The sequence below is a fragment of the Klebsiella sp. 2680 genome, assembly GCF_900198535.1.
Classification (GTDB): Bacteria; Pseudomonadota; Gammaproteobacteria; order Enterobacterales; family Enterobacteriaceae; genus Klebsiella; species Klebsiella indica.
In genome coordinates this window covers 34,483-58,104 of sequence record NZ_FZNJ01000005.1, presented here as the reverse complement: position 1 = coordinate 58,104, position 23,622 = coordinate 34,483, and the positions used below count along the sequence as shown (strand labels likewise).

Annotated in this window: 17 protein-coding genes; 10 read left to right on the top strand and 7 right to left on the bottom strand. The window is 54.5% G+C overall.

What is annotated here, in order from left to right; genetic code table 11:
- Positions 1–91: 91 nt before the first annotated feature.
- The 5 genes from mrcB to fhuB all read left to right on the top strand — a co-directional run bounded on the left by mrcB (position 92) and on the right by fhuB (position 8,929).
- A complete protein-coding gene (gene mrcB, locus FN037_RS19340; RefSeq protein WP_138362003.1) occupies positions 92–2,644 on the top strand; it encodes a bifunctional glycosyl transferase/transpeptidase in 2,553 nt (850 codons plus the stop codon).
- Positions 2,645–2,964: 320 nt separating this feature from the next.
- On the top strand, positions 2,965–5,214 hold the full coding sequence (fhuA, locus tag FN037_RS19335; protein ID WP_142502993.1) for a ferrichrome porin FhuA: 2,250 nt from the start codon (positions 2,965–2,967) through the stop codon (positions 5,212–5,214).
- 48 nt (positions 5,215–5,262) lie between these two features.
- Positions 5,263–6,060 (top strand): Fe3+-hydroxamate ABC transporter ATP-binding protein FhuC, encoded by a 798-nt coding sequence (gene fhuC / locus FN037_RS19330; protein WP_138362005.1) that lies wholly within the window; start codon positions 5,263–5,265, stop codon positions 6,058–6,060.
- Positions 6,060–6,950 carry a Fe(3+)-hydroxamate ABC transporter substrate-binding protein FhuD gene (gene fhuD, locus FN037_RS19325; RefSeq protein ID WP_142502992.1) on the top strand — a complete coding sequence of 297 codons (891 nt, stop codon included), beginning with the start codon at positions 6,060–6,062 and terminating at the stop codon, positions 6,948–6,950. The genes fhuC and fhuD overlap by 1 nt, the downstream gene beginning before the upstream one ends.
- On the top strand, positions 6,947–8,929 hold the full coding sequence (gene fhuB / locus FN037_RS19320) for a Fe(3+)-hydroxamate ABC transporter permease FhuB (protein WP_142502991.1): 1,983 nt from the start codon (positions 6,947–6,949) through the stop codon (positions 8,927–8,929). Before fhuD ends, fhuB begins: the two co-directional genes overlap by 4 nt.
- 141 nt (positions 8,930–9,070) lie before the next feature.
- Here fhuB and hemL read toward each other — a convergent pair whose 3' ends face one another.
- Entirely contained in the window at positions 9,071–10,351 is a 1,281-nt protein-coding gene (gene hemL / locus FN037_RS19315; protein ID WP_138362008.1) for a glutamate-1-semialdehyde 2,1-aminomutase, read from the bottom strand.
- A gap of 448 nt (positions 10,352–10,799) precedes the next feature.
- Between hemL and clcA the strand changes: the two genes are divergently transcribed.
- Together clcA and erpA are read left to right on the top strand one after the other, a co-directional pair.
- Entirely contained in the window at positions 10,800–12,218 is a 1,419-nt protein-coding gene (gene clcA / locus FN037_RS19310; RefSeq protein WP_142502990.1) for a H(+)/Cl(-) exchange transporter ClcA, read from the top strand.
- 81 nt (positions 12,219–12,299) lie between these two features.
- Entirely contained in the window at positions 12,300–12,644 is a 345-nt protein-coding gene (erpA, locus tag FN037_RS19305) for an iron-sulfur cluster insertion protein ErpA (RefSeq protein WP_138362010.1), read from the top strand.
- A gap of 39 nt (positions 12,645–12,683) precedes the next feature.
- Here erpA and FN037_RS19300 read toward each other — a convergent pair whose 3' ends face one another.
- The 3 genes from FN037_RS19300 to mtnN all read right to left on the bottom strand — a co-directional run bounded on the left by FN037_RS19300 (position 12,684) and on the right by mtnN (position 14,978).
- Positions 12,684–13,307 (bottom strand): TRIC cation channel family protein, encoded by a 624-nt coding sequence (locus FN037_RS19300; RefSeq protein WP_138362011.1) that lies wholly within the window; start codon positions 13,305–13,307, stop codon positions 12,684–12,686.
- A 182-nt stretch (positions 13,308–13,489) separates the two neighbouring features.
- Positions 13,490–14,287 (bottom strand): vitamin B12 ABC transporter substrate-binding protein BtuF, encoded by a 798-nt coding sequence (gene btuF / locus FN037_RS19295; protein WP_142502989.1) that lies wholly within the window; start codon positions 14,285–14,287, stop codon positions 13,490–13,492.
- Positions 14,280–14,978 (bottom strand): 5'-methylthioadenosine/S-adenosylhomocysteine nucleosidase, encoded by a 699-nt coding sequence (mtnN, locus tag FN037_RS19290; protein WP_142502988.1) that lies wholly within the window; start codon positions 14,976–14,978, stop codon positions 14,280–14,282. Before mtnN ends, btuF begins: the two co-directional genes overlap by 8 nt.
- A gap of 83 nt (positions 14,979–15,061) precedes the next feature.
- Here mtnN and dgt point away from each other — a divergent pair, with 83 nt between their 5' ends.
- The 3 genes from dgt to FN037_RS19275 all read left to right on the top strand — a co-directional run bounded on the left by dgt (position 15,062) and on the right by FN037_RS19275 (position 19,491).
- The gene (dgt, locus tag FN037_RS19285) at positions 15,062–16,576 is read left to right on the top strand and encodes a dGTPase (protein ID WP_138362014.1); all 1,515 of its coding nucleotides are present in this window, start codon (positions 15,062–15,064) and stop codon (positions 16,574–16,576) included.
- Between the two features lie 135 nt (positions 16,577–16,711).
- Positions 16,712–18,142, top strand: a complete 1,431-nt coding sequence (degP, locus tag FN037_RS19280; RefSeq protein WP_138362015.1) for a serine endoprotease DegP — start codon at positions 16,712–16,714, stop codon at positions 18,140–18,142.
- 191 nt (positions 18,143–18,333) lie between these two features.
- Positions 18,334–19,491, top strand: a complete 1,158-nt coding sequence (locus tag FN037_RS19275) for a CdaR family transcriptional regulator (protein WP_138362016.1) — start codon at positions 18,334–18,336, stop codon at positions 19,489–19,491.
- 47 nt (positions 19,492–19,538) lie between these two features.
- Here the strand turns inward: FN037_RS19275 and FN037_RS19270 are convergent, their stop codons facing one another.
- The 3 genes from FN037_RS19270 to glnD all read right to left on the bottom strand — a co-directional run bounded on the left by FN037_RS19270 (position 19,539) and on the right by glnD (position 23,553).
- Positions 19,539–19,928, bottom strand: a complete 390-nt coding sequence (locus FN037_RS19270; RefSeq protein ID WP_138362017.1) for a DUF3461 family protein — start codon at positions 19,926–19,928, stop codon at positions 19,539–19,541.
- 106 nt (positions 19,929–20,034) lie between these two features.
- On the bottom strand, positions 20,035–20,859 hold the full coding sequence (gene dapD / locus FN037_RS19265) for a 2,3,4,5-tetrahydropyridine-2,6-dicarboxylate N-succinyltransferase (protein ID WP_138362018.1): 825 nt from the start codon (positions 20,857–20,859) through the stop codon (positions 20,035–20,037).
- Between the two features lie 30 nt (positions 20,860–20,889).
- On the bottom strand, positions 20,890–23,553 hold the full coding sequence (gene glnD, locus FN037_RS19260; RefSeq protein ID WP_138362019.1) for a bifunctional uridylyltransferase/uridylyl-removing protein GlnD: 2,664 nt from the start codon (positions 23,551–23,553) through the stop codon (positions 20,890–20,892).
- Between the last annotated feature and the right edge of the window lie 69 nt (positions 23,554–23,622).

Below are 23,622 nucleotides of genomic sequence, written 5' to 3'. Positions count from 1 at the left end.
TTTGGCGTCAATTTGAGAGATTTCTTCTTTCCCTGATTCGGGGAAATATTGAGAATCAGGCCTTTACGCCTGTAAGTTGCGGAGAAACAGCATGGCGGGAGATGACCGCGAGCCGATCGGACGTAAGGGGAGACCCTCGCGTCCGACAAAACAAAAGGTAACTCGCCGTCGGGTTCGGGAAGAGAACTACGACGATGATTACGATGATGATGACTATGAGGATGAAAAACCGATGCCGAGGAAAGGAAGAGGCAAAGGCGGTAAACCCCCTCGTCGTAAACGCACCTGGTTGTGGCTGCTGATTAAGATTGGCATCGTCTGTGCGGTAGTGATTGCCGCCTACGGCGTTTATCTCGATCAGAAAATCCGTAGCCGAATTGACGGTAAAGTCTGGGACCTGCCTGCCGCGGTATACGGTCGGATGGTTAACCTTGAACCGGATATGCAGATCAGCAAAAACGAAATGGTGCGTCTGCTCAACGCCACGCAGTATCGCCAGGTGAGCGCTATGACGCGCCCGGGCGAATACACCGTTCAGGCCAACAGCATCGAGATGATCCGTCGTCCGTTCGATTTCCCGGACAGTAAAGAAGGGCAGGTGCGCGCGCGTCTGACCTTTTCTGGCGGTCATCTGGAAACCATTGTGAATATGGATAACAACCGCCAGTTCGGTTTCTTCCGCCTCGATCCGCGTCTGATTACCATGCTGCAATCGCCGAATGGCGAACAACGCCTGTTCGTGAAGCGCAATGGCTTCCCGGATCTGCTGGTCGATACGCTGCTGGCGACGGAAGACCGCCATTTCTACGAACACGACGGGATTAGCCTTTACTCCATTGGTCGTGCGGTGCTGGCCAACCTGACCGCCGGCCGTACGGTGCAGGGCGCGAGTACCCTGACCCAGCAACTGGTGAAGAACCTGTTCCTCTCCAGCGAACGTTCATACTGGCGTAAGCTTAATGAAGCCTATATGGCGCTGATTGTCGATGCGCGCTATAGCAAGGATCGCATCCTTGAGCTGTATATGAACGAAGTTTATCTCGGTCAGAGCGGCGACAACGAAATTCGCGGCTTCCCGCTGGCAAGCCTGTATTACTTTGGCCGCCCGGTGGAAGAGCTGAGCCTTGATCAGCAGGCGCTGCTGGTGGGGATGGTGAAAGGCGCGTCGATCTATAACCCGTGGCGTAATCCGAAGCTGGCGCTGGAGCGACGTAATCTTGTGCTGCGTCTGTTGCAACAGCAGAAGATTATCGATCAGGAACTGTATGACATGCTGAGTGCGCGTCCGCTGGGGGTGCAGCCGCGTGGCGGGGTGATCTCGCCGCAGCCCGCGTTTATGCAACTGGTACGTCAGGAGCTACAGGCGAAGCTGGGCGATAAAGTGAAAGATCTTTCCGGCGTGAAGATCTTTACCACCTTCGATCCCGTCGCGCAGGATGCGGCGGAAAAAGCGGCGATAGACGGTATTCCGGCACTGAAAAAACAGCGTAAGCTGCCGGATCTGGAAACCGCGATCGTGGTAGTCGATCGCTTTACCGGCGAAGTGCGGGCGATGGTCGGCGGCGCGGAACCGCAGTTTGCCGGTTACAACCGGGCGATGCAGGCACGCCGTTCGATTGGTTCTCTGGCGAAACCGGCGACCTATTTAACCGCCCTGAGTCAGCCGAATTTGTATCGTCTCAACACCTGGATTGCCGATGCGCCAATCTCCATTCATTTGTCTAACGGCCAGACGTGGTCGCCGCAAAACGATGATCATCGTTATAGCGATGGCGGCAAAGTGATGCTGGTGGATGCGCTGACGCGTTCAATGAACGTGCCGACGGTGAACCTCGGCATGACGCTGGGTTTACCGGCGGTGATTGATACCTGGACAAAACTGGGGGTATCGAAAGATCAGCTTAATGCGGTTCCGTCTATGCTGCTGGGGGCACTGAACCTGACGCCGATAGAAGTGGCTCAGGCGTTTCAGACCATCGCCAGCGGCGGTAACCGCGCGCCGCTGTCGGCGTTGCGTTCGGTTATCGCCGAAGATGGCACCGTGCTGTATCAGAGCTATCCGCAGGCGGAGCGCGTGGTTCCGGCCCAGGCCGCCTACATGACCTTATGGACTATGCAGCAGGTGGTGCAGCGCGGTACCGGTCGTCAACTGGGCGCGAAATATCCCGGACTCCATCTGGCGGGTAAAACCGGGACCACCAACAATAACATCGATACCTGGTTTGCCGGTATTGACGGTAGCCAGGTGACCATTACCTGGGTGGGGCGCGATAATAACCAGCCGACGAAGCTCTATGGTGCGAGCGGCGCGATGTCGATTTATCAGCGCTATCTGGCTAACGAAACCCCAACGCCGTTGGATCTGACGGCGCCGGAAGATGTGGTGGATATGGGGATCGACAGTAACGGTAACTTCGTTTGCAGCGGTGGGATGCGCTCGCTGCCGGTATGGACAACGTCGCCGGATGAGCTCTGTCGCCAGGGAGAGCAGATGCAACAGCAGCAGCTCCAGCAGCAGCAGGAGAATAACCCGTTCAATCAGTCTTCCGGGCAGCCGCCGCAACAGCAGCAAAATCAGCAGCCTGAGCAGGAGAAAAGCGACGGCGTCGCGGGCTGGATTAGAGAGATGTTTGGCAGTAAATAATTACTCGCTTAAGCCTTAAAGCCGCTTTTTGTTGGCGACGTTCAGAAACCCCAGTGGCATCGTTATCGATGCTGCCGGGGTTTTTTCTTTATATTGCCATATTGCCGTAATGAGTTGGGTATCTGTAGCCCGAAGTATGATGACTACAAACTGCCTAACGGAAATGTAACTCCATAATAACTGTCTGGTTATTTATTCAGCATCGCCTCCTTTTCGGGGGCATATTCCTTGCCATATATTCCATTTTTCGCCTATTATTCCATTCGGCATAATAATAATTCTCGTTTTCTTTATCATTCAATTCTATTAGAGATATCCTCATGGCGCGTCCAAAAACTGCTCAGCAAAATCACTCGCTGCGTAAACTCGCAGTGGTAGTAGCCACAGCGGTTAGCGGCATGTCTGTTTATGCGCAGGCAGCAACTGAACCGAAAGAAGACACCATCACCGTTACCGCGGCACCAGCCCCACAAGAGAGCGCCTGGGGGCCGGCGGCGACTATCGCGGCCAGACAATCCGCTACGGCGACCAAAACGGATACCCCCATTCAAAAAGTGCCGCAGTCTATTTCTGTGGTGACCGCGGAGGAGATGGCGCTGCATCAGCCTAAATCGGTGAAAGAAGCGCTAAGCTACACGCCAGGTGTTGCTGTGGGAACGCGTGGCGCGTCTAACACATATGATTACCTGATTATCCGAGGTTTCGCCGCTGACGGCCAAAGCCAGAATAACTATCTGAATGGCCTGAAGATGCAGGGCAATTTCTACAATGACGCAGTGATTGATCCGTACATGCTGGAGCGCGCTGAAGTCATGCGGGGCCCGGTTTCCGTTCTCTACGGAAAAAGTAACCCAGGTGGTTTGTTGAATATGGTCAGCAAGCGTCCGACAACGGAACCGCTGAAAGAAGTTCAATTTAAGATGGGTACCGACAGCTTGTTCCAGACCAGCTTCGATTTTAGTGATGCGCTGGATGATGACGGTGTTTATTCTTATCGCTTAACTGGTCTTGCCCGTTCTGCGAATGCCCAGCAACAAGGTTCGAAAGAACAACGCTATGCAGTCGCACCATCTTTCAGTTGGCGTCCGGATGATAAAACCAACTTTACGTTCCTCTCTTACTTCCAGAACGAGCCGGAGACGGGTTATTACGGCTGGCTGCCAAAAGAGGGAACGGTAACGACATTGCCGAACGGTAAGCGTCTTCCCACTGATTTCAATGAAGGTGCTGACAATAATACTTACTCTCGTAACGAGAAAATGGTGGGTTACAGCTTTGACCATGAGTTCAACGATACCTTTACCGTGCGTCAGAACCTGCGCTATGCGCAAAACAAGGTCTCGCAGAACAGCGTTTATGGCTATGGCATGTGTTCGGATCCTCTCTATACAAAGGATCCGAATAACAGCCCTTGTGCCAGTATTCCACAATCACAATGGGATCACACGCTGACTCGTCAATACGTGATTGATAGCGAGAAGTTACAGAACTTTTCTGTCGATACGCAACTGCAAAGCAAGTTTGTGACCGGAGCTTTAGAGCACACGCTGCTGACTGGCATTGACTATATGCGTATGCGTAATGATATCAATTCCTGGTTTGGTTACGCAGGTTCTGTCACGCCGTCTGATATTTATAATCTTGATCGCGGCGACTTTGATTTCAGTTCACATCCGGGGCCGTCTGGCGCATATCAGGTACTGAATAAACAGCAGCAGACTGGTCTGTATGTACAGGATCAAATGCAGTGGGATAAAGTACTGGTGACCCTCGGTGGGCGTTACGACTGGGCGAAGCAGGACTCTTTAAACCGTGATTCTGGCGTTCAGAATTCCCGTAACGATAAAGAATTTACCTGGCGTGGCGGTGTTAACTATTTGTTCGACAATGGGGTAACACCTTATTTCAGCTATAGTGAGTCATTTGAGCCAGCTTCACAAACGGGGGCAACCGGTAATATTTTCTCGCCGTCTAAAGGTAAGCAATACGAAGCCGGCGTGAAGTATGTACCGAACGACCGTCCGATTGTCATTACTGGTGCTGTGTACCAGTTGACCAAAACGAATAATTTGATGGCGGATCCAAACGGCACGATATTCTCCGTTGCTGGTGGTGAAATTCGTTCTCGTGGTGTGGAAGTTGAAGCGAAAGCGGCGCTGTCGGCAAGTATCAATGTCGTGGGATCTTATACTTACACTGATGCTGAATACACTACAGATACCAGCTACAAAGGGAATACGCCTGCTCAGGTGCCAAAACATATGGCGTCACTATGGGGTGATTACACCTTCTTTGATGGTTCATTGTCCGGTCTGACGCTGGGGGCCGGTGGACGTTTCACTGGCTCCAGCTATGGCGATCCGGCGAACTCCTTCAAGGTTGGAAGCTACACGGTCGTCGATGCGTTGGTTCGTTACGATCTGGCACGTGTCGGTATGACGGGTTCCAACGTGGCATTGCATGTGAATAACTTGTTTGATCGCGAGTATGTCGCAAGCTGCTTTAATACCTATGGTTGCTTCTGGGGCGCCGACCGTCAGGTCGTGGCAACCGCAACCTTCCGTTTCTAATTTCCCTTTGGGCACGGTTTACCGTGCCCGCTTGACAAGTTGGCCGCTATGCAGGAAAACATCTCTCATCACGATACGACTTTCGCCCTCCGTCATGTCGCTTTTCGCGTCCCTGGCCGCACGCTTTTACATCCTCTCTCATTAACTTTCCCTGCGGGGAAAGTGACGGGCCTGATTGGCCATAACGGCTCCGGTAAATCGACGCTGCTAAAAATGCTTGGTCGCCACCAGCCCCCTTCTGATGGGGATATCCTGCTCGGCGGGCAGCCGCTCGACAACTGGGGCAGCAAAGCGTTTGCCCGCAAAGTCGCCTACCTGCCGCAGCAGTTGCCGTCGGCGGAAGGCATGACGGTGCGCGAACTGGTGGCGATTGGCCGCTATCCGTGGCACGGGGCGCTGGGGCGATTTGGCGTGGCGGATCGGGAGAAAGTGGAAGAGGCCATCGCGCTGGTCGGCCTGAAATCCCTGGCTCATCGGCTGGTGGACAGCCTCTCCGGCGGTGAACGTCAGCGCGCGTGGATTGCCATGCTGGTGGCTCAGGATAGCCGCTGCCTGTTGCTTGATGAACCCACCTCGGCGCTGGATATTGCCCACCAGGTGGATGTCCTGGCGCTGGTTCATCGCCTCAGCCAGCAGCGAGGGCTGACGGTAATTGCCGTGCTGCATGACATTAATATGGCTGCCCGTTACTGTGACTATCTGGTGGCCCTGCGCGGCGGTGAAATGATTGCCCAGGGAACGCCGACGGAACTGATGCGTGGCGAAACCCTGGAACACATTTATGGTATTCCGATGGGAATTCTGCCGCATCCGGCGGGCGCTGCACCGGTAAGTTTTGTCTATTGATGGAAAATTTGAATGTAATCACGCGGCGACGTTTGCTGGCCGCAATGGCGTTGTCACCGCTGCTGTGGCAGATGCGCGACGCACGGGCGGCAGAGGTTGATCCGCGGCGAATTGTCGCTCTGGAGTGGCTGCCGGTGGAGTTGCTGCTGGCGCTGGGGGTGACCCCTTACGGCGTCGCCGATATTCCGAACTATACGCTATGGGTAAACGAACCGGCGCTTCCGTCATCGGTGATTGATGTTGGCTTGCGCACCGAGCCGAATCTGGAACTGCTGACGCAGATGAAACCCTCGTTCCTCGTCTGGTCGGCAGGATATGGTCCTTCGGTGGAAAAGCTGGCGCGTATTGCGCCGGGGAGAGGATTTACCTTCAGCGACGGCAAAAAACCGCTGCAGGTGGCCCGGCAATCGCTTAATGAAATGGCTGAGCTGCTCGGCAGACAGCGGGAAGCGAAGCGCCATCTGGCGGAATTTGACGCGCTCATGGCGAACCTTCGTCCGCGCTTTGCAAAACGTGGCGATCGTCCATTGCTGATGATGACCTTGCTGGATGCCCGTCATGCGCTGATCTTTGCGCAAAACTGTCTGTTTCAGGATGTGCTCAATCGTTTTGGTATCAACAACGCCTGGCAGGGCGAAACGACCTTTTGGGGCAGCGTCACCGTCGGCATCGACCGACTGGCGGCCTACAGAGACATCGACGTTATCTGCTTCGATCATGGTAATGAACGGGAAATGGCGCAATTAATGGCGACACCGCTGTGGCGAGCGATGCCCTTTGTCCGCGCAGGGCGTTTTCAGCGCGTTCCGGCGGTGTGGTTCTATGGCGCGACGCTGTCGGCGATGCATTTTGCCCGCATTCTGGCCGATGCGCAGGGAGGTCCGGCGTGAGAGCGCGAATTTCTCCTCTGTCGATGGTGTTACTCGCCATTCTATTTATCGCCGCTTTCGGGTTAACGCTTTCCAACCTCAATACGGTTTTGCCGCGAACCGCCTGGCGACAGGCGCTCTGGCGGCCGGATATCGACAATATCGCGCAAATGCTGTTCCACTACAGCCTGCTGCCGCGGCTGGCGATATCGCTGCTGGTTGGCGCCGGGCTTGGGTTGGTCGGGGTGCTATTCCAGCAAGTACTGCGTAACCCGCTGGCGGAGCCAACGACCCTTGGCGTGGCGACAGGGGCGCAGCTAGGGATTACGGTAACGACGCTGTGGGCGATTCCCGGCGCGCTGGCCACGCAATTTGCGGCGCTGGCAGGCGCGTGCGTGGTGGGGGCGCTGGTGTTTGGCGTCGCCTGGGGAAAACGCCTGTCACCGGTCACCCTGATCCTGGCGGGGCTGGTGGTGAGCCTGTATTGCGGGGCGATTAACCAACTGATGGTGATTTTCCACCATGACCAGCTGCAAAGTATGTTCCTGTGGAGCACCGGAACGTTGACGCAGACCGACTGGAGCGTGGTACAGCGCCTGTGGCCGCAACTGTTGGGCGGTGGGATCCTCACGTTACTGCTCCTGCGTCCCCTGACCCTGATGGGGCTGGACGATGGCGTGGCGCGTAACCTCGGGCTGGCGCTGTCTCTGGCGCGTCTGGGGGTATTGACCCTGGCGATAGTGCTCAGTGCGCTGCTGGTTAATGCGGTGGGGATCATCGGCTTTATCGGTCTGTTTGCGCCGCTGCTGGCGAAGATGCTCGGCGCCCGCCGGTTGCTATCGCGCCTGCTGCTGGCAACCGTGATGGGCGCATTGTTACTGTGGCTCTCCGATCAGCTTATCCTGTGGCTGACCCGAGTATGGATGGAAGTTTCCACCGGTTCGGTGACCGCGTTGATTGGGGCGCCGCTACTGCTGTGGCTGTTGCCATGTCTGCGTAGTATGAGTGCCCCGGTGATGAACGGCGGCGATAACATCCGGGCTGAACGACAAAATGTGCTGGGGTTTGCGCTCGGTGGGCTACTGATCCTGCTGCTGACAATCATCGTTGCGTTGGCCTTTGGCCGTGATGCGCAAGGCTGGCACTGGGCCAGCGGTACCTTACTGGATCAACTGTTGCCCTGGCGCTGGCCGCGCATCCTGGCGGCGCTGTTTGCCGGGATGATGCTGGCGGTTGCAGGCTGTATTATTCAGCGTTTGACCGGTAACCCGATGGCCAGCCCGGAGGTACTCGGCATCAGTTCCGGCGCAGCGTTCGGCGTGGTTGTGATGCTGTTCTTTGTGCCGGGTAATGCGTTTGGTTGGTTGCTGCCTGCCGGTAGCCTTGGGGCGGCGGCAACGCTGCTGGTTATTCTGATCGCTGCCGGGCGCGGCGGGTTTTCGCCGCATCGTATGCTGCTGGCCGGTATGGCGTTGAGTACCGCGTTTACCATGCTGCTGATGATGCTGCAGGCCAGCGGAGACCCGAGAATGGCGCAGATCCTGACGTGGATTTCCGGTTCAACCTACAGCGCAACGCCAGAATTAGTGGTGCGTAGCGGTATCGTGATGCTGATCCTGCTGGGGGTGTCTCCATTTTGTCGTCGCTGGCTGACGATTCTGCCATTAGGTGCTGAGACGGCGAGGGCCGTCGGGATGGCGCTGACGTGGTCGCGTATTGGATTATTGCTGTTAGCGGCATGCCTGACGGCGGCGGCAACCCTGACAATCGGCCCGCTAAGTTTCGTGGGACTGATGGCGCCGCATATTGCCCGCATGATGGGGTTCCGGCGTACGATGCCGCATATGGTGATGTCGGGGCTGATTGGCGGAATGTTGTTAGTGTTTGCTGACTGGTGCGGGCGGATGATGATGTTTCCGTATCAGATCCCGGCTGGGCTGTTGTCGACCTTTATTGGCGCGCCGTACTTTATTTATCTGCTAAGAAATCAGCGTCGGTAGTTTGTATCTCTCTGCACCGTAAAACCCCGATTTCAGGCCTGATGCCGTTCACACGCAAGGAATATCAAAAATATTCTCGTATTGCCAGTGAACGGAACAGGCCAGGGCTATCGCTCATCTCCCGATAGCCCGGATTTTTATTTACAGCTTCGCGAAAGCGTTCCGCGCCGCGGCGATGGTATTATCAATATCTTCTTCGCTGTGGGCGATGGACATAAAGCCCGCTTCAAACGCCGACGGAGCAAGATAGATACCTTCTTCCAGCATCAGGTGGAAGAAGCGTCTGAAACGCGCCACATCGCACTTGACCACATCCTGATAGCAGGTGACGGCTGGCGCATCGGTAAAGAAGATACCGAACATACCGCCAACGTTATTCACCACCAGCGGAATTCCGGCGTCGCCGGCGGCGTCCAGCAGACCCTGAGCCAACTGGTTAGTCAGTTCGGTAAGGGTTTCATGCACGCCTGGCTGAGCGACTTCGTTTAAGCAGGCGAAGCCCGCCGCCATCGCTATCGGATTGCCGGACAGGGTACCTGCCTGATAAACCGGCCCCGTCGGTGCCAGTGCATCCATCACTTCCCGGCGTCCGCCGAAGGCGCCGACCGGCATACCGCCGCCAATGATTTTGCCAAGACAGGTCAGATCCGGCACGACGCCGTAGTAATCCTGCGCGCCAGCCAGCGCCACGCGGAAACCGGTCATCACTTCATCAATAATCAACAGCGCGCCGAACTCGTCGCACAGTGCGCGCAGCCCCGGCAGGAACTCTGGTAGCGGCGGGACGCAGTTCATATTTCCGGCGACCGGCTCCACGATGATACAGGCGATATCCTGCGGATATTGTTCGAACGCAGTGCGAACCGATGCCAGATCGTTATAGGTGCAGGTCAGGGTGTGTTTAGCGAAATCAGCCGGGACCCCTGGAGAGTTCGGCTGGCCGAGGGTCAGTGCGCCGGAACCGGCTTTCACCAGCAGGCAGTCGGCATGGCCGTGATAGCAGCCCTCGAATTTGATGATTTTGTCGCGGCCGGTAAAGCCGCGGGCCAGGCGAATGGCGCTCATGGTCGCTTCGGTGCCGGAGTTCACCATGCGCACCATATCCATCGTCGGAACCAGTTCGGTGACCAGCGCCGCCATTTTGACTTCCATCTCCGTTGGCGCACCAAAACTTAGACCACGCCCGGCCGCTTCAATAACCGCGTTGCGGATTGCCGGATGATTGTGCCCCAGAACCATCGGGCCCCAGGAACCGACATAATCGATATACGCTTTACCATCGACGTCGTAGAGATAGGCGCCGTCGGCGCGCTCGATAAACAGCGGCGTTCCGCCGACGCCGGTGAAGGCGCGTACCGGAGAGTTCACGCCGCCGGGGATGAGTTCACGCGCAGCGTTATACAGGTTTTCAGATTTGCTCATTGCCAGGGTCCTGGTTCGTGAAAAATGTTTTGCTGGCTATTCTAAGTTATTCCCGAAAGGTTATATACCCGTCATACTTCTGTTGTATGTGCCCTGGCTTCTGAGCGACTCGTCTCATCCATGAGACTCACTCTTACGGGCCGTCGCCCGGCGACGTGCAAATCTGTTCCTGACAGATTTGTCGCTCACCCCAGTCACGTACTGGAGTACGCTCCCGGAGATTCACTGCGTCGCCGCGTGATTCCGCCTGTGGCCTCACCTCTGTGAGGCCCGCGCAAGCGCTGTTCAAAACGGTTAACCGTTTTGTCCTGCAACTCGAATTATTTAAGGTATAAAAGCTTTGCCCAAGTGAAACAGTATGGCAATTGTGCATTTTTTTGGCGACGGAACCGATTAGTGCGGCTAAAATGCCCTCTTTCCATTTGTATTACCAATAATTGATAATGGCATGAAAGCAGAAAACCCCTCTTATGCAGAACATCAGTTTGTGCGGATTCGCCGTGGCGATGCTGTGCGGCGACTGATTCAGCGTGATAAAACGCCCCTCGCGGTCTTATTAATGGCGGCTGTAGTTGGCATCCTGGCCGGGCTGATTGGCGTCGCTTTTGAGAAAAGCGTTAAGTGGGTGCAAAACATACGTATCGGTACGTTGGTTGAGGTGGCGGACCACGGTTTTTTGGTCTGGCTGCTGGCTTTTGTTTTTTCCGGCTTGCTGGCGATGGTGGGGTATTTTCTGGTGCGTCTTTTTGCGCCGGAAGCCGGGGGCTCCGGGATCCCGGAAATTGAGGGCGCGCTGGAGGAACTGCGGCCCGTACGCTGGTGGCGCGTGCTGCCGGTAAAATTTATTGGCGGGATGGGAACGCTGGGAGCAGGTATGGTGCTGGGGCGTGAAGGGCCGATGGTGCAGCTTGGCGGCAATATCGGGCGTATGGTGGTCGATATTTTCCGCATGCGCAGTGCGGAAGCCCGGCATACGCTGCTGGCCACCGGCGCGGCGGCCGGGCTTTCCGCCGCGTTTAACGCGCCGCTGGCCGGTATTCTGTTTATTATTGAAGAGATGCGCCCGCAGTTTCGCTACAATCTGATCTCCATTAAAGCTGTGTTTACCGGCGTGATTATGGCGACCATTGTTTATCGCATTTTTAATGGCGAGAACGCGATTATTGAAGTCGGTAAACTGAGCAATGCGCCGGTTAACACGCTGTGGCTCTATTTGATTCTGGGGATGATTTTTGGCTGTATCGGCCCGTTGTTTAACACTCTGGTGCTGCGTACCCAGGATATGTTCCAGTATATTCATGGCGGAAATACCCGGAAGTGGGTACTGATTGGCGGCTTGATTGGTGGATGCTGCGGCGTTCTTGGCTTTATTCAGCCAGCGGCGGCGGGAGGTGGATTTAACCTGATTCCAATTGCCGCAGAAGGCAACTTTTCTGTTGGTTTGCTACTGTTTATTTTTATCGCCCGGGTGATTACCACGCTGCTGTGCTTCTCTTCCGGCGCGCCTGGCGGTATCTTTGCGCCGATGCTGGCGCTGGGGACGCTGTTGGGAACGGCATTCGGTATGGCTGCGATGCCGCTGTTTCCGGCGTATCATCTGGATGCGGGAACCTTTGCCATCGCCGGCATGGGGGCATTGCTTGCAGCCTCGGTACGTGCGCCATTGACCGGTATTGTGCTGGTGCTGGAGATGACCGACAACTATCAGCTCATTTTGCCAATGATTATTACCTGTCTCGGCGCAACACTATTGGCGCAGTTCCTCGGCGGCAAGCCTTTATACTCGACAATTCTGCAGCGTACTCTGGCGAAACAAGAGGCTGAACAGGCAGCAAAGGCGCAGCCGGTCGGTGGGGAGAATACTTGAACGAATTACTCGGGTATTGGATAATGGCTCAAAAGACCGGGTCATTCTTTAACCGGTCAGAAGTATCAATGGGAGCATAAAATGAGTGATGATGTAGCGTTGCCGCTTGAGTTTACCGACGCCGCAGCGATAAAAGTAAAAGATCTGATTGCGGATGAAGATAATCCGAACCTGAAGCTGCGGGTGTATATCACCGGTGGTGGTTGCAGCGGTTTCCAGTACGGTTTTACCTTTGACGATCAGGTTAACGATGGGGATATGACTATCGAGAAGCAGGGGGTTGGCCTGGTGGTTGATCCAATGAGCCTGCAGTATCTGGTCGGCGGTTCCGTCGATTATACTGAAGGCCTTGAAGGGTCGCGTTTTATCGTCACTAACCCGAATGCGAAAAGCACCTGCGGCTGTGGGTCTTCGTTCAGCATCTGATACTTGCCCCGGCGGATATTCCTCCGCCGGAGAAGATTTTCAGCGCCCGTTCTCATCAAGCGCAAAAGTTGGCAGCTTCAGGTGCCAACGAATTGCCGCCAGTCGAATTGTCAGTGTAACGACCATTCCGGTCATTGCCGCGTTTTCAAGCGGAACATGAAAGATGTAATACGCCGTTGCGTGTACGATACCGCCGATGATGCAGGCCGTGGCGTAGATTTCCGTGCGCAGAATCATCGGGATTTCACGCGCCAGCACATCGCGGATAATCCCACCGCCGACGCCGGTAACCACGCCCATACAGACGGCCACTAATGGCCCGCTATGGGCAAGAAACGCTTTGTTGACGCCAATGCCGACAAATACCGCCAGGCCGACGGCATCCAGTACCGGCAGCACCCATTTAGGTAACCGACGCGGCTGGCGAACCAGCAGGATAGTGAGCATACTGGTGACCATCGCCACCACCAGGTCGGTGGGATCTTTTACCCAAAATACCGGCCCGTTAGCGAGGGCCATATCGCGAATCGTGCCGCCGCCCACTGCGGTGACCACGCCTAATACCAGCACGCCGAAAGGGTCCATACGCAGCTTTCCGGCCAGCAGGACGCCGGAGATGGCAAATACGGCAGTGCCAATAATATCGAGCCAATAGACAAGCATCGTTAGTTTCCACTTAGAGCCTATCCCATTAGGCTATTTTATTTGCCATTTTGGCCTCAGGCAGCGCTCACAATCCTCACGTACTGCATGTACACTCCGGTTGTTCCGCGCTGTGCGTGTCCAAACTGGCTGCAACAATTACGCCTACCGGGATAGGCTCCTGACACCTGGTTAGCAGGTGATTATTTTATCTGCTCAAGCGCCGTACAGAGTTGTTTTGCGGCGAGGATAATACGTGGACTTGCCCGTTCAAACCAGTCGCCATGTAGCGCAATAAGCGAAATTTTTAACTGATTCCGCCAGAAGCGGGCAACGGCGGGAAGTTCACTGGCGTCGCCAGCAATGACAATCGCCTGCGGTTGCCTTGCCAGCACCTGTTCACGGCTGACCTGCGGCCAGGGGACCCGGCTGTCGGCAAAAATGTTTTCTCCTCCACACAGCGTCAGCACCTGATCCTGAATCGATCCTTTGCTGCTGGTAAAGAGAGGGTTAGCTCCGAACTGTAAAAACACGCGTTTTTTGGGCGTTCTGGCATAGCGGGCTTTCAGCGTCAGGTACGCCTCTTCCATCTTCTGCGCCGCCTGTCGCGCTTTTTCTGGCTGCGGGCTCCACTGCGCCAGTTGACGAAGCGTGGCAATGATGTCTTCGATGGTCGAAGTCTTGACCCAGATAACCTTAATCCCAAGCGAGCTTAGCTGGTTGACCTGTCGTTCCGCGTTGCCGCCGCGCCACGCCAGCACCATGTCCGGTTTGAGTGCGACGATGCGTTCCAGATTCATTCCCTGCCAGCTGGAAACCTGCTCTATCTTTGCGGCTTCGGGAGGGTAATCGGAATAGCTACTCACGCCAACAGGCGTAATGCCGGCAGCAAATGCCAGTTCGGTATTGGCGGGAGAGAGGGTAATCACTCGCGGCGCGGCGAATAGCCACGCCGGAACCAGCAGCAGAACGGCAAGCGCTGTTTTAAACGACTTAACCACGGGACAGGTGCTGCACCAGGTTTTCCACCATCAGGGTGGACTGCTTAGCGGCGACGGCGAGGAATTCATCGAAACTCAGATGAGACTGCTGATCGGCAACATCGGAGATGGCGCGAACGACAACAAAGGGCACACCGTAGCTGTGGCAGACATGTGCGATGGCGGTCGCTTCCATTTCTACCGCGACGGCCTGCGGGAAATGGTGACGGATTTTGGCCAGACCCGTGGAGCCGTTGATAAAGGCGTCGCCGCTGACAATCAGGCCGCGTACCGCGTTAAGGTTCAGCGCTTTGATGCAGGTTTCCGCGGCGGCAATCAGTTTTTCGTCGGCGTTGAAACCAACAGGGCAGCCCGGCAGTTGACCATACTCATAGCCAAACGCGGTGACGTCGGCATCATGGTAGCGCGTTTCGTCGGAGACAACGATATCACCAACCTTCAGGGTCGACGCCAGACCGCCTGCGGAGCCGGTATTAATAACCACATCTGGTTTACAGTGTTCCATCAGCAGAGTCGCTCCCATGGCGGCGGCAACTTTACCAATACCCGATTTCAGTAGCGCGACATCGGTGCCCTGAAGCTGGCCGGTGTAGATTTCGCTGCCGCCGATAGCGATAGTCTGACGGTTGTCGATTTTGTCGCGCAGGAGGGTAACTTCTTCTTCCATAGCGCCAATAATGCCGATTTTCATAGATTTACTCGCGATGTGTGGGTTTTAACGGCATAGTCTATCATGCGCTTAGAAGGAAACGTATTGCTCGCTCGGGGGAGATCATGGCAAAGATTGATTTTCGCAATAAGATTAACTGGCATCGCCGCTACCGTTCACCGCAAGGGGTCAAAACGGAGCATGAAATCCTGCGCATTTTTGAAAGCGATCGCGGGCGTATCATCAATTCACCGGCGATCCGTCGATTGCAGCAAAAAACCCAGGTTTTTCCGCTGGAGCGTAACGCAGCGGTGCGTACGCGTCTCACCCACTCCCTTGAAGTCCAGCAGGTTGGGCGCTACATCGCTAAAGAGGTGCTGAGTCGTCTGAAAGAGCAAAAGCTGCTCGAGAGCTATGGGCTGGATGAGCTCACCGGGCCGTTCGAAAGTATCGTTGAGATGGCCTGCCTGATGCACGATATTGGCAATCCGCCATTTGGTCATTTTGGTGAGGCGGCGATTAACGACTGGTTCAGCCAGCGGCTGTTTCCCGGCGATGCGGCCAGCCAGCCATTAACGGACGATCGCTGCGTGGTTGAGGTGCTGCGTTTGCTGGAAGGGGAGAGCCCGTTGAATGACTTACGCCGTAAAGTTCGCCAGGATTTATGTTGGTTTGAAGGAAATGCGCAGAGTATTCGTTTAGTTCATACCCTGATGCGTATGAATCTGACCTGGGCGCAGGTAGGCTGTATTTTAAAATATACTCGTCCGGCATGGTGGCGCGGCGAACCGCCGGTTAGCCATAATTATTTAATGAAGAAGCCTGGTTATTATTTAGCCGAAGAAGAGTATGTCGCGAGGTTGCGTAAAGAACTTGATCTGGCCCCTTACAATCGATTCCCGTTAACCTGGATTATGGAAGCGGCGGATGACATCTCATATTGTGTCGCCGATCTTGAAGACGCGGTAGAAAAACGGATCTTCAGCGTGGAACAGCTTTATCAACATTTGTATGATGCCTGGGGCGTTCACGAAAAAGGTTCCCTGTTTAATCAAATTGTCGAAAATGCCTGGGAAAAATCGCGTGCGAATTCTCTTAGTCGAGGCACTGAAGATCAATTCTTTATGTATTTACGGGTCAATACGCTGAATAGGCTGGCGCCATATGCGGCCCGTAGATTTATTGATAACTTGCCGAGAATTTTTCACGGCGATTTTAATCACGCGCTGCTTGAGGATGACAGTGACTGCAGTCAGTTGCTTGAACTTTATAAAAATGTCGCAGTGAAACATGTGTTTAGTCATCCTGATGTTGAGCAGCTGGAATTGCAGGGCTACCGCGTTATTAGTGGTTTGTTAGATATTTACCAGCCGCTGCTCAAATTATCGCTGGATGAGTTCAGTCTGCTGGTGGAAAAAGAACGGGTGCGAAGCTTACCCATCGCATCACGCCTGTTGCAGAAACTTTCAGCCCGTCATCGGCTGGCTTATGTCGAAGCCGTAAATAAGATCCCGCGAGACAGCAAAGAATTTCCGGTGATGGAATATTATTATCGCTGCCGTCTCATTCAGGACTATATCAGCGGGATGACTGATTTGTACGCATGGGATGAATATCGACGACTGATGGCCGTGGAATAAGCATGAGTTTTGTAAAGATGGACAATAAATTTTTACTTTTTGCCGAAACATCATGCCGGAACTTCGCGCTATAAAATGACTCTGATAGTCACGTACACAGCAACTATTCATTATCTGAAATCGAGATTGAAACATATGAAAAAAACCACGTTAGCAATGAGTGCTCTGGCTCTGAGTTTAGGTCTGGCGTTGTCCCCTCTCTCTGCGAGCGCGGCGGAAACGGCTTCTTCGGCTACGAATGCACAGCAGATGCCGAGTCTGGCGCCAATGCTGGAAAAGGTGATGCCGTCGGTTGTGAGCATTAACGTTGAGGGGAGCACCACCGTTAATACCCCGCGGATGCCGCGTAACTTCCAGCAGTTCTTCGGCGATAATTCACCGTTCTGCCAGGATGGTTCGCCGTTCCAGGGTTCTCCATTCTGTCAGGGCGGCGCGTCAGGTAATAACGATGGTAGCCAGCAGCAGAAATTTATGGCTCTCGGCTCTGGGGTAATTATTGATGCCGCTAAAGGTTATGTCGTCACTAATAACCACGTTGTAGAGAATGCCACCACCATCAAGGTTCAACTGAGCGATGGGCGCAAATTTGATGCGAAAGTGGTGGGTAAAGACCCGCGCTCCGATATCGCACTGATTCAAATCCAGGATCCAAAAAACCTGAGCGCGATTAAGCTGGCTGACTCCGATGCTCTGCGCGTTGGGGATTACACCGTGGCGATTGGTAACCCTTTTGGTCTGGGTGAAACCGTGACGTCAGGGATCGTGTCCGCATTAGGTCGTAGTGGTCTTAATGTTGAAAATTATGAAAACTTTATCCAGACCGATGCGGCAATTAACCGCGGTAACTCCGGCGGAGCGTTGGTTAACCTGAACGGTGAATTGATCGGTATCAATACTGCGATTCTGGCGCCGGACGGCGGCAACATTGGTATTGGTTTCGCGATCCCCAGCAACATGGTGAAAAACCTGACCGATCAGATGATTAAGTATGGTCAGGTTAAACGTGGCGAACTGGGGATCATGGGAACCGAGCTGAATTCCGAACTGGCGAAAGCGATGAAAGTTGACGCTCAGCGCGGGGCATTCGTGAGCCAGGTTCTGCCGAATTCTGCGGCTGCTAAAGCGGGCATTAAAGCGGGGGATGTGATCACCTCTCTGAATGGCAAGGCGATCAGCAGTTTTGCCGCGCTGCGTGCTCAGGTGGGGACGATGCCTGTCGGCAGCAAAGTTGAGCTTGGGCTGTTGCGTGAGGGTAAACCGGTCACCGTGACCGTTGAACTGCAGCAAAGCAACCAGAATCAGGTTGACTCCAGCACCATCTTCAATGGTATTGAAGGGGCGGAAATGAGCAATAAAGGCCAGAATAAAGGCGTGGTGGTGAGCAGCGTAAAAGCTGGCACCCCGGCTGCGCAGATTGGTCTGAAGAAAGGCGATATTATTGTTGGCGCTAACCAGCAGCCGGTGAAAAATATTGCCGACCTGCGCAAAATATTCGATTCCAAACCGTCGGTTCTGGCTCTGAATATTCAGCGTGGCGACACGTCTATCTATCTGCTGATGCAGTAATCGTTCTCTGTCGTTGAAGCCTCTTTTCTTCTTGCGAAGGGAAGGGGCTTTTTGGGCGCTGCCGGTTATTTTCTCCGGCGTTCTGTGATGCTTCCCACAACTCCATACTTATTCTTCCGGCTTTGTGCAAATGCACAATGCGACGTGTTGCCAACTCTTCTATTCTGTTAGCCTGCTCACGGGAGGGTTACATGGCTGGCTGGCATCTTGATACCAAAATGGCGCAGGATATCGTGGCGCGCACGATGCGCATCATTGATACCAATATTAACGTAATGGATGCTCGCGGGCGCATTATTGGCAGCGGAGACCGCGAACGAATTGGGGAATTGCACGAAGGGGCGCTGTTGGTATTATCTCAGGGACGCGTTGTGGATATTGATGATGCCGTAGCCCGGCATCTGCACGGCGTGCGTCAGGGGATCAATCTGCCGTTGCGTCTGGAAGGCGAAATCGTTGGCGTTATCGGCCTGACCGGTGAACCGGAGTCGCTACGTAAATATGGCGAACTGGTTTGTATGACTGCCGAGATGATGCTGGAGCAATCACGGTTGATGCATCTTTTGGCCCAGGATAGCCGTTTGCGTGAAGAGCTGGTCATGAACCTGATTCAGGCGGAAGAGAATACGCCAGCGCTGACTGAATGGGCGCAGCGCCTGGGGATCGATCTGAACCAGCCGCGCGTGGTCGCGACGATTGAGGTGGATAGCGGCCAGTTGGGCGTCGATAGCGCGATGGCGGAGCTTCAGCAGTTACAAACCGCGCTGACAACCCCGGATCGAAATAATCTGGTGGCCATTGTTTCGCTGACTGAAATGGTGGTGCTGAAACCGGCTCTGAATGCTTTTGGTCGCTGGGATGCGGAAGATCACCGCAAACGTGTTGAGCAGCTAATTAGCAGAATGAAAGAGAATGGCCAGCTGCGTTTTCGTGTGGCGCTGGGCAACTTCTTCACCGGCCCGGGCAGCATCGCGCGTTCTTATCGTACCGCCCGGACCACAATGATGGTCGGCAAACAGAGAATACCGGAGAGCCGGAGCTATTATTACCAGGATTTGATGCTGCCGGTGTTGCTCGATAGCCTGCGTGGCGGCTGGCAGGCCAACGAGCTGGCGCGTCCTCTTGTGCGCCTGAAAGCGATGGATAATAACGGTCTGTTGCGGCGTACCTTGCTGGCATGGTTTCGGCATAATGTACAGCCGCTGGCAACCTCAAAGGCGCTATTTATTCACCGTAATACCCTGGAATATCGTTTGAATCGCATTGCTGAACTGACGGGGCTGAATCTGGGGAGTTTTGACGATCGTCTGTTGCTGTATATCGCGCTGCAGCTTGATGAGCAAAGATAGTCTGCTGTTCCCGGCAGAGCTGATCCCCGCCGGAAACAGAGCAAAACTTATTTATTGCGCGTCAGTTTTTCCAGATCGGCTTCAATTTCGCTGATCTTGTTGGTAACGACGCTTTCCAGATGACGCAGATCGTCAAGGATCTTGCGTTTCAGATCGACTTCAGTGCGATCGCGCTGACAGATTTGATCCAGCTCATCAATGATATAGCGCAGATTGGGGCTAATTTCCTGAACCTCTTTATACCCCTGACCCACGCCGTCAGCAACAATGGTTTTGCGCTGACGCGGATATTTAAACTTAACGCTTTTGGCAAAAAACTCGCCTTTATCCTTGTGAAAATAGATTTTCAGAATGTCGTTGTTGGCTTCCTGTCGCAGGCTATAGCGATCGATTTCATCAGGATTGGTAATACCAAGACTTTTCAGATTATCGTACATAACGGTACCTTTGATGTCATCGTAATCTATGAATAATTAACGAAAAAATCTATTTCCGCCAGCGTCAAAGAGAAAAAAAGCGGGAGATATCCCGCTTTTACACTGCTTAGTCGATGGTTCGCAGGAGTTCGTTGATTCCGACCTTCCCGCGGGTCTTCGCATCGACCTTTTTCACGATGACGGCGCAGTACAGACTGTACTTACCATCTTTTGACGGCAGGTTGCCCGACACCACCACGGAGCCTGCCGGTACGCGGCCATAATGTATTTCGCCGGTTTCACGGTCATAAATACGGGTGCTCTGACCGATGTACACGCCCATAGAAATAACCGAGCCTTCTTCGACGATAACGCCTTCAACGACTTCAGAACGCGCGCCGATAAAGCAGTTGTCTTCAATGATGGTCGGGTTAGCCTGCAGAGGCTCCAGTACGCCACCGATGCCGACGCCGCCGGACAAGTGAACGTTTTTACCGATTTGCGCGCAGGAACCGACGGTTGCCCAGGTATCCACCATGGTGCCTTCGTCAACGAATGCGCCGATGTTCACATAGGAGGGCATCAGTACCGTATTGCGAGCGATAAACGCCCCCTGGCGCACGGCCGCTGGCGGAACCACGCGAAAACCTTCCTTCTGGAAACGCGCATCATCATAATCCGCAAACTTCATCGGGACTTTATCGAAGTAGCGGCTTTCCGCACCATCGATAACCTGGTTATCGTTAATACGGAAAGAGAGCAGAACCGCTTTCTTCAGCCATTGATGCGTTACCCACTGGCCGTCGATTTTTTCAGCGACACGCAGCGCGCCGGAATCAAGCAAAGAAATGACCTGGTTAACCGTTTCACGGGTTACGGTATCCACGTTTGCCGGCGTGATGTCGGCGCGACGCTCGAAAGCGGACTCAATAACGTTCTGTAACTGCTGCATTGTTAAACTCTTTCCATATGAATAAACACACTACCCTTTATCGTTTGGATTGAGGGCCTCTGTCAACCGTTGTTGCACTTCTTGTTGCAGCTCATTATTAAGGGCACGCCGGTCTGCGGTGGCGATTATAAATAAATCTTCTACTCGCTCACCGATTGTCGTAATTCGCGCGCCGTGGAGTGAGATCCCGAGGTCGGCAAACACCTGGCCGACGCAGGCTAGCAGACCCGGCTGATCGAGGGCGATAAGCTCAAGAAAGGATTTCCGCTCAGTATGCGTCGGCAGGAAATTAACCTCGGTCGGGACCGAAAAGTGTTTGAGTTTCGATGCCTGGCGACGAGGGGCCGGCGGTTGCCAGCTGCGCTGGGTGATGGTCTGTTCCAGGCCCACGCGAATCATCTCGTGCCGGTCGGTGGAAAGCGGGCTGCCATCCGGCTCAAGAACGATGAAGGTATCCATCGCCATACCGTCGCGGGTCGTAAAGATTTGCGCATCGTGGACGCTAAGGTTACGGCGATCCAGCTCGCCGCAGACCGCCGCGAACAGGTATGGGCGATCCGGGCTCCAGATAAAAATCTCGGTGCCGCCGCGCGTAGCGTGGGAACTCAGCAGGATCATCGGTTTGCTGAGATCGTGTTGCAGCAGGTTGCGCGCATGCCAGGCGAGCTGGTTTGGCGTGTGACGCACAAAATAGTTGGCGCGACAACGGTTCCAGATCTGGTGCAGCGCCTGTTCATTAATATTTTCCATTCGCAATAGCGCCAGCGCCTGTAGCTGGTGGTGGCGAACCCGCTCGCGCATATCCGGGATGTTTTGCATGCCGCGACGAAGCTGTTTTTCGGTGGCGAAATAGAGCTCGCGCAGTAGACTTTGTTTCCAGCTGTTCCACAAATTTTCGTTGGTGGCGCAGATATCGGCAACGGTCAGACAGATCAGATAGTGAAGTCGGTTTTCCGTCTGTACCTCTTCGGCAAACTGCTTGATCACTTCCGGGTCCTGAATATCCCGGCGCTGGGCGGTTACCGACATCAACAGATGATGGCGTACCAGCCAGGCGACCAGCTGGGTTTCGCGGGAATTAAGGCCATGCAGTTCGGCAAATTTGAGCACGTCCTGGGCGCCGAGAATCGAATGATCGCCGCCGCGCCCTTTGGCGATGTCGTGGAAGAGGGCAGCGATAAGAATCAGTTCTGGATGCGACAGGCGTGGCCAGAGTTCCACGCAGAGTGGATGAATGCCGCGGTTCTCCTCTTTGGCGAAACTTTCGAGCTTGAGCAGCACGCGAATGGTGTGTTCATCCACGGTATAGGCGTGAAACAGGTCGAACTGCATCTGGCCGACAATATGCGACCACTGCGGCATATAGGCCCACAACACGCTATGGCGGTGCATTGGCAGCAGTCCCCGGCTCACCGCGCCCTGATGGCGCAGCATACTGAGAAAAATGGTGCGCGCTTCCGGAATGTAGCACAGCGGCTGCGTCAGATGACGCCGGGCGTGGCGCAGGTGGCGAAGGGTGGTGGAGTAGATGCCGGTAATACTGCTGTTGCGTACCATCGTGAAGAACATGCGCAGGATAGCCTGCGGTTCGCGGATAAACAGCGTGTCATCACGTAAATCGATAAGCGTCCCACGTAGTTGAAAATCATCATCAATTGGCCGCGGCTTTTCATCCTCAGTGAGCGCGAGAATCGCCTCTTCGAACAGCTGGATCAGCATATGGTTCAGCTCACTCACCCGTCGCGTGACGCGGAAGAAATCCTTCATCATGTGCTCGATAGGCTGATTGCATTCGCCTTCATAGCGCAGTCGGCGGGCGACGCTGAACTGCCTGTCAAATAGCAGTCGGTTGTCATAGCGATTTAGCTCAAGATGAAGGGCGAAGCGAATGCGCCAGAGCTGGTGCAGACACTCGTTAAGCTCGTTCCGTTCGGCTTCTGTGAGGAAGCCGAAGCCGACCATTTCATCCAGCGAAGTGGCGCCGAAATGACGACGGGCAATCCACTGCAGTGTGTGGATATCGCGCAGGCCGCCGGGGCTGCTTTTGACGTCCGGCTCAAGATTATAGCTGGTACCGTGATAGCGCTGATGACGTGCATTCTGCTCTTCGACTTTTGCCGCAAAAAACGTTTCCGATGGCCAGAAATCATCGCTGAATATATGCTTTTGCAGTTCAAGGAAGAGCGCGACGTCGCCGATAAGCAGGCGGGACTCAATCAGGTTGGTGGCGACGCTGAGGTCTGACAGCCCTTCCTGCAGGCACTCTTCGAGCGTGCGCACGCTGTGGCCGACTTCCAGCTTGATATCCCACAATAAGGTTAACAATTCGCCGACTTTTTGCGCCTGCCCATCGGGCAGCTTGTGACGGCTCAGAATCAGCAGGTCGATATCGGAGAGCGGGTGAAGCTCGCCGCGACCGTAGCCGCCGACCGCCACCAGAGCGATATGGTTAACCGAACCGAAACCGTACTCAATCCACAGTCGCTGGAGCAACTGATCGATAAATTCGGTACGCGCTTCGATCAACTTTTCTGCGGCGATACCGTTATCAAAAGCCTCTCCCAGCCAGTGCTGGAAAGTGTCGAGATGCGCTTTAATGTCGGCACAGTTAAAGTCGCTCTGCGGCCAGTCTCCCGGATTATCCGGTTGAGCGGACAGGTCGGGGGGGACAGCGTCAGGTAAAGAGTTGCTCATTGCGTCACCATAAAAAAACTATCGCCCATAAAAAATCGCCGGGAGCGATTTTTAACGTCGCTTGCGGCG